9 protein-coding genes are annotated in these 13,184 nt (G+C 40.3%); 6 read left to right on the forward strand and 3 right to left on the reverse strand.

Annotated features, from left to right (window positions below):
* Nucleotides 1–11 precede the first annotated feature (11 nt).
* Nucleotides 12–836 carry a peptidoglycan DD-metalloendopeptidase family protein gene (locus ACFI34_RS02795; RefSeq protein ID WP_462672324.1) on the forward strand — a complete coding sequence of 275 codons (825 nt, stop codon included), beginning with the start codon at nt 12–14 and terminating at the stop codon, nt 834–836.
* A gap of 35 nt (nt 837–871) precedes the next feature.
* Entirely contained in the window at nt 872–1,846 is a 975-nt protein-coding gene (gene rpoS / locus ACFI34_RS02800) for an RNA polymerase sigma factor RpoS (RefSeq protein ID WP_462672325.1), read from the forward strand.
* An 85-nt stretch (nt 1,847–1,931) separates the two neighbouring features.
* On the opposite strand, the gene mutS is transcribed toward rpoS, so the two are convergent.
* Nucleotides 1,932–4,514, reverse strand: a complete 2,583-nt coding sequence (mutS, locus tag ACFI34_RS02805; protein ID WP_462672326.1) for a DNA mismatch repair protein MutS — start codon at nt 4,512–4,514, stop codon at nt 1,932–1,934.
* Nucleotides 4,515–4,535: 21 nt separating this feature from the next.
* Here mutS and ACFI34_RS02810 point away from each other — a divergent pair, with 21 nt between their 5' ends.
* Both ACFI34_RS02810 and recA read left to right on the forward strand, forming a co-directional pair.
* Nucleotides 4,536–5,027, forward strand: coding sequence for a CinA family protein (locus ACFI34_RS02810; RefSeq protein ID WP_462672327.1), 492 nt, complete (start codon nt 4,536–4,538; stop codon nt 5,025–5,027).
* 65 nt (nt 5,028–5,092) lie between these two features.
* Entirely contained in the window at nt 5,093–6,136 is a 1,044-nt protein-coding gene (recA, locus tag ACFI34_RS02815) for a recombinase RecA (RefSeq protein ID WP_058403019.1), read from the forward strand.
* Between the two features lie 262 nt (nt 6,137–6,398).
* Here the strand turns inward: recA and ACFI34_RS02820 are convergent, their stop codons facing one another.
* Both ACFI34_RS02820 and ACFI34_RS02825 read right to left on the reverse strand, forming a co-directional pair.
* On the reverse strand, nt 6,399–8,522 hold the full coding sequence (locus ACFI34_RS02820; protein WP_462672328.1) for a TonB-dependent siderophore receptor: 2,124 nt from the start codon (nt 8,520–8,522) through the stop codon (nt 6,399–6,401).
* 235 nt (nt 8,523–8,757) lie between these two features.
* Nucleotides 8,758–9,927 carry a DcaP family trimeric outer membrane transporter gene (locus ACFI34_RS02825; RefSeq protein ID WP_462672329.1) on the reverse strand — a complete coding sequence of 390 codons (1,170 nt, stop codon included), beginning with the start codon at nt 9,925–9,927 and terminating at the stop codon, nt 8,758–8,760.
* 435 nt (nt 9,928–10,362) lie between these two features.
* Here ACFI34_RS02825 and acs point away from each other — a divergent pair, with 435 nt between their 5' ends.
* On the forward strand, nt 10,363–12,303 hold the full coding sequence (gene acs / locus ACFI34_RS02830; RefSeq protein WP_462672330.1) for an acetate--CoA ligase: 1,941 nt from the start codon (nt 10,363–10,365) through the stop codon (nt 12,301–12,303).
* A 95-nt stretch (nt 12,304–12,398) separates the two neighbouring features.
* Complete coding sequence (locus ACFI34_RS02835) at nt 12,399–13,052, forward strand: response regulator transcription factor (RefSeq protein WP_462672331.1); 654 nt, start codon at nt 12,399–12,401, stop codon at nt 13,050–13,052.
* The last annotated feature ends 132 nt before the right edge of the window (nt 13,053–13,184 follow it).

The raw sequence follows: 13,184 nt of genomic DNA on the forward strand, positions 1-13,184 counted from the left end.
AGAAAAGTACGATGAATAGACAATTTATGCTTTATGTTGCTTTGTTCATTAGTGTTTTTCTCTTTGGTTGTTCATCTCGCCATGCTCCAGCGCCCGTTAGTAGTTTAAATAATAATGTTAATGAATCAAACCATTTAATTAACATTGTAGATGGCAAATATACAGTACAAAAAGGGGATACACTTTATTCAATCGCATTTAGCGCAGGAAAAGACTTTAGAGAACTTGCTAAAAATAACTCAATTTCAAGTCCTTATGTTATATATCCAGGCCAGTCAATCTCTCTCTCTCGCACTATAAAAAAAATTAAAAGTTCAAAAAAATATACGAATTCGAGTAAAAAGTCTAGAAAAAACATACAAAATAATAACAAAAAATTAAAGAAAGGACTTGATCAGCCAAAAAAACGAGAGTATGTTCAAAAACAAGCCAATAATAAAGTTAGTAACCAAAAGCAGTTGTCGAGCGATAAATTAAAGTGGTTTTGGCCAGCAAAGGGCAAAATTACCAAACGCTTTTCTAATAAGGAAAACGGCTATAAAGGCTTACAAATTACTAATAAAATGGGGGCTACAGTTTTAGCCGCTGCACAAGGAACGGTGGTGTATGCGGGTAACGCGCTTCGAGGTTATGGTAATTTAATCATTTTGAAACATAATGATGATTATCTAAGTGCTTATGCACATAACTCGAAATTACTTGTAAAGGAAAAGCAAAAAGTTAAGGCAGGACAAAAAATAGCAGAAATTGGCAATTCAGAGTCTTCGGTTACCGCGCTTCGCTTTGAAATTCGTTACCGGGGGAAAGCTGTCAACCCTGCTAAATACCTTCCTTAGATTTTAGGTATTGATAATTGCTCTGGAGAAGGCTTATGGCTAATGCAGCAAAAATTGAAAAAAATATCAACAATGACGACAAGTTTGATGAAAACACCGTTGAAGAAGCAACATCGTTACTTGAAAATGTAGATGACGAAGACATATTTGCAAAAGAAGAAGTTACTAAAAACCTTGATGCCACACAACTTTACTTAGGTGAAATAGGTTTCTCTCCATTATTAAGCGCAGAAGAAGAAGTTTTTTTTGCTCGCAAATCTTTAAAAGGCTGCGAAGCTTCTCGTAAACGCATGATTGAAAGCAATTTACGTTTAGTTGTTAAAATTGCCCGTAGATACAATAACCGTGGACTTGCACTACTCGATTTAATTGAAGAAGGTAACCTAGGGTTAATTCGCGCTGTTGAAAAGTTTGACCCTGAGCGCGGGTTTAGATTTTCAACTTATGCAACATGGTGGATACGTCAAACAATTGAACGCGCCATTATGAACCAAACACGCACCATTCGTTTGCCTATCCATGTAGTAAAAGAGCTTAATGTTTACTTACGTACAGCACGAGAGCTAACCCAAAAGCTCGACCATGAACCAACTGCTGAAGAAATAGCGGAGTGCTTAGATAAGCCAGTTGAAGACGTAACCAAAATGCTACGTTTAAACGAAAAAATAGCCTCGGTTGATATGCCTATTGGTGGCGAAAACGATAGCGTTCTGTTAGATATTTTACCTGACGAAAAAGGCAATGGTCCAGAAGGTGAAGTACAAGACAACGAAATTAATAAGCACATTGTTGATTGGTTAGGAGAGTTAAACCTCAAGCAACGTGAAGTGCTCGCTCGCAGGTTTGGGTTACTCGGCTACGAGCCATCTACACTTGAAGATGTAGGCCGGGAAATAGGCCTAACACGAGAGCGAGTAAGACAAATACAAGTTGAAGCACTGCGTCGTTTAAAAGATATTTTGCAACAAGAAGGGTTAAGCACTGATAGCTTATTTAACCAATTTTCTTAATAGCAAATGTAAGGCCTTACAGGGCTTGAATAAAAAAGCCGAAGAAATTAATCTTCGGCTTTTTTATGTTTTTTACAAGGCAAACTTAAAGCAATGTTTTTAATTTATAAAGCAATTCGTGAGCTTGTCTGGGTGTTAAGTTATCTGGATCAATTGACTTTAACTGTTCTTCCACTTGTGAAGGCTCAATAATCGCTTCGTTATTAAATGAAAATGTTTGTTGTTCTGTATTAGGCGCCGTTACACTTTGATGGTTTTCGAGTAGCTTAAGTTTTTGTTTAGCTTGCGCAATTACAGCTTTAGGTACGCCTGCAAGAGCGGCGACTTGTAAACCAAAGCTTTTGCTTGCTGCACCATCTAGCACGGTGTGCATAAATGCGATGGTGTCGTTATGCTCTATTGCATCAAGGTGAACATTTACAAGGCCTTGAGTTCGCTCTGCAAGCTCTGTAAGTTCAAAGTAGTGTGTTGCAAATAGTGTTTTAGCTGAAATTTTTGATGCTAAATGATCGGCCGTGGCATACGCAAGCGAAAGCCCGTCGTAGGTGCTTGTTCCTCGCCCAATTTCATCCATTAAAACTAACGACTGCGCTGTCGCATTATTTAAAATAGTGGCGGTTTCGGTCATTTCAACCATGAAGGTTGAGCGGCCAGAAGCTAAATCATCACTTGCGCCAATTCGCGTAAATATTCGGTCTATATTACCTATTTTCGCGCTATCAGCAGGCACATAGCTGCCAATGTGCGCCATGAGTACAATAAGCGCTGTTTGGCGCATATAGGTTGATTTACCACCCATATTTGGACCTGTAATAATCAACATTTTGCGCTGACTATTAAGCTCTACAGGATTTGCAATGAAGGGCTCTTTCATTACTTGCTCTACAACGGGGTGACGGCCTTGTTGAATGCTAATGTTGTCGTTGTCGCAAAGCTCTGGTTTAGCATAATTAAGCGCAAAGGCACGCTCTGCTAAGTTATTTAATACATCTAAGTCAGCAAGCGCTGCAGCCATTATTTGCAGCTGTTCAATGTGTGGGGCTATAAATTCAAATAACTCTTCGTATAGTTGTTTTTCAAGCGCGAGCGCTTTTGATTGGCTACCAAGTACTTTGTCTTCATGCTCTTTAAGCTCTGGAATAATATAGCGTTCATTATTTTTTAGCGTTTGGCGGCGAATATAATCAGCAGGAACTAAATGCGAATTAGCGCGACTCACTTCTATGAAAAAGCCGTGCACTCGGTTATAGCCAATTTTTAACGTACTAATCCCAGTACGTTCACGCTCGCGTTGTTCAAGCTGCTCAAGTACATCAGTTGCCCCTTTACTTAGGTTACGCCACTCATCAAGTTCACTGTTATAACCTGGTGCAATTACGCCCCCATCGCGAATAAGTACTGGCGGATTATCAATAACAGCTCGCTCTAGCAATGCTTGTAACTCAGGTAGTTCTGGCGAGTGTTTGATAATACTTGTAATGCGTGGGTCGCTCGCGTCACTTAATAAATTATGCAGAGGTGCAAGTGCCTGTAGTGCACTGCGCAAGCGTGTTAAATCTCTTGGGCGTGCAGTGCATAATGCTAAACGCGCTATTACACGCTCTATGTCGCCAATATCTTTTAGCGACTCGTGTAACTCTCCACATAGTTGTACGTCTAAAATTGCGCTAATAGCATTTAGACGAGAATTCAGCTCGTCTTTATTTCGAACAGGTGTATGAATGCGGCGTTTTAATAAGCGCGATCCCATTGCTGTAGCGGTTTTATCAAGTATTTGTGCAAGCGTGTTTTCAAACCCGCCAGATAGATTAACCGTTAGTTCTAAATTTTTACGGGTAGCGGCATCCAATATAACAGCATGTTCGTTGTGCTCAAGCGTAATGGCGCGAATATGAGGCAAAGCAATGCGTTGTGTATCTTTTACGTATTGCATTAAACAGCCCGCGGCTACGAGTGCAGTATGTGCTTTATCTACGCCAAAGCCGACTAAATCTTTTGTACCAAATTGATCGCATAATAAGTGCTGGGCCGTATCTAAGTCGAACTCCCATTCAGGACGGCGACGAGCGCCTTTGATATGCTCAATTAAATGGGTGTTTTCAAAGTTTTCGCTATATAAAAGTTCTGCTGGTGACAAACGCTGTAGTGTTGAACTAAATGCCTCATCGGTACTGACTTCTACAATGTTAAAACGACCAGAATTTATATCAAGGTAAGCGATTCCATATTGACCCTTTTTATTTTGCCAAACACTGGTCAGTAGATTGTCTTGCCGCTCTTGTAGTAGCGCCTCATCTGAAATAGTGCCCGGTGTTACAATACGCACTACTTTTCGCTCAACAGGACCTTTACTGGTTGCGGGGTCGCCAACTTGTTCACAAATAGCAACAGATTCGCCCATTTGTACCAAGCGAGCTAGGTAGTTTTCTACGGCATGATAAGGCACACCTGCCATAGGAATTGGGTCGCCACCGGCTTTGCCGCGCTGGGTTTGCGAAATATCGAGTAATTGCGCTGCACGTTTTGCGTCGTCAAAGAAAAGCTCATAAAAATCACCCATACGATAAAACAATAAAATATCGCGATGCTCTGATTTTATTTTTAGATACTGCTGCATCATAGGGGTTTGTTGTTTTATAGTGTGTGGTGCAAAAAGATCAAACGACATGTATTTACCCAAAGGCTGAATATGGAATTACATCAAGAGATTAAAACACTTGCTGCGCAATTAGGTGCTATTTTAACGGATAAATGCTTATGGATCACTACTGCTGAATCATGTACGGGGGGAGGGGTCAGTTATGCACTCACAGATACCCCCGGTAGCTCTGGATATTTAGGGCGCGCATTTGTCACATATAGTAATGAAGCGAAGCACGAATTACTCAATGTAGCGACGAATACGTTAGAGCAATATGGTGCTGTGAGCGAGCAAACAGTAAAAGAAATGGCGCTGGGTGCAAAAAATATAGCTAATGCTGACGTTGCTATTGCTATATCGGGTATAGCTGGGCCGGGTGGAGCAACACAAGATAAACCTGTTGGTTTTGTATGGTTTTGCCTACAAATTGCAGATAAACAATTTACATTTAAGCAAATATTTAGTGGTGACAGGGCAAGTGTAAGAACTCAAGCTATTGAATTTTCATTAAAAATTGCGATTGAAAAGATAAAGTTATAAATTTTGCTTGATACTGTGATTTCATACAGTATACTTGTTCGCATTAGCCGGATTTGGAGAACAAAATGAACGATAATAAACAAAAAGCGTTAGATGCAGCCCTATCACAAATTGAGCGTCAATTTGGTAAAGGATCAATCATGAAGTTGGGTGACAACAAAGCCCTAAACATTGACGCCGTATCTACAGGTTCACTAGGGATCGATATTGCTTTAGGCATAGGCGGTTTACCAATGGGTCGTATTGTAGAAGTGTATGGTCCTGAATCATCAGGTAAAACTACGCTGACTTTGCAAGTTATCGCCCAAGCTCAAAAAGAAGGCAAAACATGTGCCTTTGTTGATGCTGAGCATGCTCTAGATCCAGTATATGCACAAAAACTAGGTGTTAACATTGATGAGCTTTTAGTATCTCAACCCGATACGGGTGAGCAAGCGCTAGAAATTTGTGACATGTTAGTCCGTTCAAGTGCGGTTGACGTGGTTATTGTCGATTCTGTTGCTGCTCTTACACCAAAAGCTGAAATTGAAGGCGACATGGGCGACTCGCACATGGGCCTGCAAGCACGCTTAATGTCGCAAGCATTACGTAAACTTACAGGTAATATTAAACGTTCAAACACGTTATGTATTTTCATTAACCAAATTCGTATGAAAATTGGTGTAATGTTCGGTAACCCTGAAACAACAACTGGTGGTAACGCGCTTAAGTTTTACGCATCAGTTCGTATTGATATTCGTCGTATTGGTTCGGTGAAAGAAGGTGATGAAGTTGTTGGTAACGAAACGCGCGTTAAAATCGTTAAAAACAAAGTAGCGCCTCCGTTTAAACAAGCCGAATTTATCATCATGTATGGTGAAGGTATTTCTAAGCAAGGCGAGCTAATTGATTTAGGTGTTAAGCACAAAATTGTTGAAAAAGCAGGTGCTTGGTACAGCTACAATGGTAACAAGGTAGGCCAAGGTAAAAATAATTCGATTAAATTCCTAAAAGAAAACGTAGAAATTGCAAACGAAATTGAAGGCAAATTACGCGATATGTTATTGCTTAAAGCGACAATTGAGCCAGAAGACGGTGAAGATGTGCTAGGTGATGAAGGCGACCTTTAAGCTTTAAAATGTTCTCTAAGCTTGATTTGACCCGAGCTTTATAAAAACGCTAACCAGTAATGGTTAGCGTTTTTTTATGTTTAAACATCTATTAAATGAATAATAACGATTTGTCTAACTAGCTGAGCTATGTTTGCGAAAGGAAGTCCAAATAGCATTAGGTTTATTTCCTAAATTATTATTGCGAATGCTATTACAAATTAAAAAACGACACAGAGTATGTGTCGTTTAAATTAAGTTATATAAAGACGTATAATTTGCTTTATAACTGCCAATTAACCGATAACGCATAGTTGCGTGGCGCGCCATAGTAACCTTGTGCCCAATATAGGCTATGTAGGTATTTTTCATCAGTGGTGTTATTAATGTTAAAAGTAACCCCTACGTTTTGAGTGATTTTGTAGTTAGCCATTAAATCAAGTATACCGTAAGCACCTTGGTTTGTTGTTACAAGCGCTGCCCCCGCTGGATCTGATACTTGCACTCGGCTCACCGAATCTTGCCAGCGGTAGTTTGCGCCAAATGTTAAACCTTCTACAAGCGGTACTTGGTAAGTAGCAGCCACCTTTAATTGGTTCTCTGGGGTGTAGTCTTTTACTAAATCATCACCTTCAATGCTCAGGTTACTAAAGCTTATGCTTGTGCTTAAGTTTTCGGTAAGTTTTCCACTTAATTCTATTTCAAAACCGTCGCTGTTAATGCCATCGGCACCGTAGTAACGTGTATCACTTGGTAGTGAATCAGGTAGTGCGACTGCAAGTCCTTCTTGCTTAGCATCAAAATACGCTAAAGTTAAAAACACTTGATTGTCTAAAAGCTGTGCTTTTAAACCTATTTCACTACTTTTACCTGTAATTGGCGCAAGTTGTTCTGCGTTTATATCAAGTTCATTTTGTGGCACGAATGTTTCGGTGTAGCTTGCATAAGCCGAAAGTGACTCAGTAAAGTCGTAAACAGCCCCAACATAAGGGATTACTTCGCTGTCATCACGTGTTTGCGCTACACCATATGCTGTGCCTTTTGTTTCCCAGTCTGTATAACGAACGCCCGCAAGTATACTTAGTGGTGCACTTAGTTTTATACGAGTTGAGATATAAGTTGATTGCTGTTTGTTTTCAATGTCACTACCGTTTAAACCGTCTGCAAGTGTTGCCTCTGGCGCTACTCCATCCCATGTATCAAGTGATGGCATGGCAGGAAAGCCATTGCCCGTTGTGTAATCGTATAGTGACTGCTCGTTATAATCCATGTTTGCTTGGCTTACACCGAATGATAGGTCGTGCTCTTGACCAAATAAACCAAACTTACCACTAGCGTATAAATCAAGCAGGTCGTGTTTATCTTTGTAATTATAACGGCTTGCGTAACCAGTAAGGCCAAGTCCTGTTTCTTTATCTGGTGTACCGAATACATAAAAAAGCTCTGAATCTTGCTCGTTTTTAATGTGTGCGTAACGAGCCGTTGCAACCCATGTAGTCGACAAATTTTGTTCAAGAGTTACATAAACTTGCTCAGCGCTATTGTCCCAGTATGACCAGTCAGAAGCGGTGCTGGTAGATGAATCGTAATCTGTGGCTGAGCCATCAGTATAATAAAGTGGTAATGCTCCCCAAAGTGGGCTGTCGGCATCTTTTTGTTGATTAACGTAGTTAAGGCTTAGCGTTGTGTCATTTGTTATTTTGCCTTCGTAGGCTAGATAACCAATTGTTTTATCTGTTTCGTAACGATCTAAGTATAACTCGGCTTGTTGCTTAGTAAATACAGCGCGCACCGCATGTTCATCGTTTATAGGTGTTGAAACATCAACCTCTAAACGCTTGTTATTCCAAGAACCATAAGATGCAGATGCATGAGCTTGTGTTATGTAAGTTGGCTTTTTAAGTACCATATTAACGGTTGCGGACGGGTTTCCTGCTCCCGTCATTAAGCCGTTGGCACCACGAACTATTTCTACACGGTCGTATATAGACGTATCTAATGAGCCTTGAATTGATCCCGAACTTTGTGGAATACCCAAGCCATCTACTTGAAAGTTTGTGATTTCAAATCCACGGGCTTTAAAGTAAGTCCGATCTGTTTCTATTTGCTCCACCGTTACACCGGGTGTACTTTCAAGCACAGCGTTAATGTTGTCTAGTGAAAAGTCGTCCATTAGTGCACGTGATACAACAGATATGCTTTGCGGTGTTTCTTTAATTGAAAGGCCTAACTTAGTTGCAGACTGCGCATCTTCGGTAATGTAGTTTTTATGATGCTGGCCATATACGGCTATTTTCTCTAATGACTCGTTGTTAGTTTTTAACTCCTGCGCAAACGTATTTCCAGATAAAATTAAAGAAGTAACAATGCTTAGTTTAGACAAACGCAAAATAGTAGGGGACGACATATCGGTTCCAGTTCGTTAAAAAATTGGAAATTATGCTAATCTAAATGATATTAATTTGCAATTGCATTGTTGTGGTTTGTTTATCTTTTAACTAATTTGGGCCAGCTTAATTAATACCTTAGGTTTATTTTAAAATTATGTAGGGTTAAATTAAGAGGTTTATTAACCAAATTTAAAGTTATACACATAAAAAAAAGCGGCCTAAGCCGCTTAATTTATTGAGTAAACTTTAAAGTTAAAAAGCGTATTTAACAGAGAATTGTAAGCGGTCTAAATCACCATCAATACCGCTTTGGGTTTCTCGTTCAGCATGTTTTAACTCTGCACCAAATGTTAGACGTTTAACCGGAGAGTATAAAATATTTGCGCTATAGCTTTGCGTTGATTCAGTTGGATCACCTGAAATGCTCAACAAATCAGTGTTGTTGTCAGCTGAAAAGAATGAGTAAAGGAATGTTGAACGCCATTGGCTGCTCCATTTATGCTGATAAGCAACAAAGCCAGACGTGGAGTCGATTGCATCTAACTCATCACCATTGAGTACGGCACCATGAGCAACATTTAGACCTACATATCGGCCTAAACCTTTACCTTGTGTCAGCATAAATTTAATGTTGTCGTCGCCTACTTTAAACATACCCGATGCACTTACGCCAAATGACGTTTCATCAGCATCAATACCGCCTACTTTATACGTTAATTGGCGAGCAAGTGCGGTTACAACAAGGTTACCCCAGTCTGCTTTGTGTGTGTATCGTGCGGTAAAATCAGGAAGCGAAGCATCATCAGTTGCAACGCGTGCTCCGCCTGTTGTTGTGATTGTGCTTTCAGGGTTTTCTAATGAGAAAGACCATGCACCTGTTGTGTATTTAATTTGAGCTTGGCGAACAAACACTGTGCCCTCAGCAGGGCCTACAAAATCTAACGTTTCAGGAAGAGCGCCTACGTTTTGAAAGTTTGACCATGTTTGGCCAAATAACCATCCGTCGTAGGTTATAAAAGCGTGGCGGATGCGTGGAGCGAAAGAGTTTGATACGCGTTCATTACCACCTGCGGCTGAGGCAAGAAAATCGATTTCAATTTTGCTGTTAATTTTTTTGCCGTTATCGAGTAAAGTCGACGTACCAAAATTAAAACGCGATTGACGTGCATGCATATCAAATACTGCATCCGAGCTGTCATCATCACCTACCGTTAGTGTGCTTGGCACATAAAAATCACGACCAACACTTGTACCAGCAGAGGCACCCGCTGAATAATCACTCCACATTGTGTCGAGTTTAATATATCCGGCGTAAGTGAACTCAGTGTCACCAATTTTTGCAGCCGTCGCTGCATAAGAAGTGCTCGATAGTGCACATAAAACAGCGCTTGCTGCGAGTGTTTTTAATGGAGTAATTTTCATACTGGTATCCCTTGTTTAGGCTACTTGTTGTTTGTTATTTTTTACTCGTTTTTGCTCAATATTTGCTACAAGTACAAATTACGAATAAAAATAAATGTTGTCAGTGTGTTTAGTGTTTATAAATATTTTTGTAATTTTTAAACAATGCATGCAACAGGTTTGTTTGCTTAATTGTTCACCATAAATACTTTAGTTATGTGTAGTGTTTACTCAATTATCTATTGGTCTATAAGACTAAGGTTTAACAATTAGGTAGCTTCTTGCCACCTTTATTTAACATCCTGTATTGTTTACGTAAAAATATTTAAGTTTATTAATTATATAGTACAAACACGCAATAAGTAGGTGAGTACAACTAAGGTCTAATACTTAATAAAGCACTGCTGAGTAATCCTTGTTAAGAGCCTAAGGCAAGTAATTTAAACGGAGACTAAGATGTCACAAAGTATCTATCCTGTTCCTAATCATATAAAAGACACAACACTCGTTGATAAAAATAAATATAATTCGATGTACCAGCAGTCAATTAATGACCCCGAAAGCTTTTGGCGAGAGCATGGTCAACGCCTCGATTGGTCTACTCCTTATACTAAAGTTAAAAACACCTCTTTTGATAAAGGGCACATCAGTATCAAATGGTATGAAGATGGTTTCTTAAATGCCTCTTATAATTGTATTGATCGTCATTTAAAAACCAAAGCCGATAAAATTGCACTTATTTGGGAAGGTGATGACCCGTCACAAAGCGAAAATATTACGTATCAGCAATTACACGATGAAGTGGCCAAATTTGCTAATGGTTTAAAAAAGCTAGGTGTGCAAAAAGGTGACCGAGTTGCTATTTACATGCCAATGACCCCGCAGGCTATTTATGCTATGCAAGCGTGTGCTCGCATTGGTGCAATTCACTCAGTTGTATTTGGTGGCTTTTCACCTTCGGCAATAGCTGACCGTATTAAAGACTCTGGTGCTAAAGTGGTCATTACATCTGATGAAGGCCGACGTGCAGGTAACTGCGTGCCATTAAAAGCGAATGTTGATGAAGCCGTATTACAAGATTCTGTAACCACTATTGAGCACGTGATTGTACATCAGTTAACAGGTGGTGAAGTTGATTGGCACGATCACGATATTTGGTGGCACGACTTAGTCGCTGACTTACCAGCACAGTGTGAACCAGAGCCAATGAACGCAGAAGATCCGCTATTTATTTTGTATACATCAGGTTCAACAGGTCAACCTAAAGGGGTTGTACACACAACTGGCGGTTACTTAGTTTATGCGTCAATGACTCACGAGTACGTATTTGATTTACAAGATGATGATGTGTATTGGTGTAGTGCCGATGTAGGTTGGATCACTGGGCACAGTTATATTGCATATGGACCGCTGGTGAATGGGTGTACACAAGTTGTATTTGAAGGCGTACCTACATACCCAAGCGCAGGAAGAATGGGGGAAGTGGTCGATAAACATGGTGTCACTATTTTATATACTGCGCCTACAGCGATTCGAGCATTAATGGCTAAAGGTGATGAACCCACAGCAACTTCAAACCGCGATAGTTTACGCATTTTGGGTTCTGTAGGAGAACCAATTAACCCAGAAGCATGGAACTGGTATTACGAAAGCATAGGAAAGTCTAATTGCCCAATTGTCGATACTTGGTGGCAAACAGAAACGGGCGGTATTATGATCACGCCACTACCTGGTGCAACAGATACAAAACCCGGTTCTGCAACACATCCGTTTTTTGGAATTGCACCGGCACTTTATGATGCTGAGGGAAATACACTAGAAGGTGCGGTTGACGGTAATTTAGTTATTTTAGATAGCTGGCCATCACAAGCGCGAACTGTTTATGGCGATCATGAGCGTTTTGAGCAAACTTACTTTAGCGCATACCCTGGTGTCTACTTTACAGGTGATGGCTGTCGTCGTGATGAAGATGACTATTACTGGATCACAGGGCGTGTTGATGATGTGCTCAATGTATCTGGGCATCGCTTGGGTACTGCCGAAATTGAAAGCGCCTTAGTTGCGCATGAAGCTGTGGCAGAGGCTGCAGTAGTAGGCTACCCGCATAATATTAAAGGCCAGGGTATTTATGTTTACATTACGCCCAACGAAGGGGTGACGGTGAGTGACGAGCTTACAAAAGAGGTTCGTAATTGGGTTCGTAAAGAACTTAGCCCAATAGCCTCACCAGATATGATTCAATGGTCACCGGGTTTGCCTAAAACACGCTCAGGTAAAATAATGCGTCGTATATTGCGTAAAATTGCTGCTAATGAGCACCAGCAGCTAGGTGATACGTCAACACTTGCCGATCCGTCGGTTGTGGATGAGCTTATTGAAAATCGATTAAATCGTTAAATACGCGTTAAAAGCTTGATTACAAGTTAATTCTAAACGTAGTATATCGGCTGTTACTTAGGAATAAGTATCAGCCGAATATTTAGGAGTGGACCATGAGTCAGTTTTTAATAGCGGACGATCATCCGTTATTTCGTGAAGCACTAAAGGGCGCACTGAGCGCAAAATTTGAAGGGCTAGAAGTTTTCGAGTCGTCAGATTTTGATAGCACATTGCAAGTGCTAAGCGAGCAAGAAGATCTTGATATATTACTGCTAGACCTTCACATGCCAGGTAATGGTGATTTGTATGGTCTTATTCGTATCCGAGAAGAATACCCAAGTTTACCGATTGCTGTGGTTTCAGGCAGTGAGGACGTTAATATTGTTTCTAAAGTCATGGGTTATGGTGCTATGGGGTTTATTCCCAAATCATCGCCATCGGACGATATTGCCAATGCAATTAACCAAATACTTGAAGGTGATACATGGCTGCCAAAAGAGCTTAAAAACAAAGTAGCCGAAATTGAGGGTGAAGACAGAGAAATTGCAGCGCAAGTCGCTTCTCTTACACCTCAGCAATACCGCGTTTTACAATATTTGCATGAAGGATTACTCAATAAGCAAATAGCTTATGAGTTGCACATTTCAGAAGCAACAGTAAAAGCACACATTACCGCAATTTTTAGAAAGCTCGGTGTCTATAACCGCACTCAAGCCGTGCTTATTGCTGCTAAATTACAACTAGAGCCTATTGAGCCAGCTCAATAATGGTTTTAAGGGTTTTGAAGCAATTTATTACCGTTATATTTTGCCCGCTATTTTGAATTGGTATTTTAGCGCAAGTGCTCGCTTAGCTATAATTTGAAACGCATTTAATTTAGGGCAGGCGTAGGTTAACCC

The organism is Pseudoalteromonas sp. PSi26, assembly GCF_054960575.1.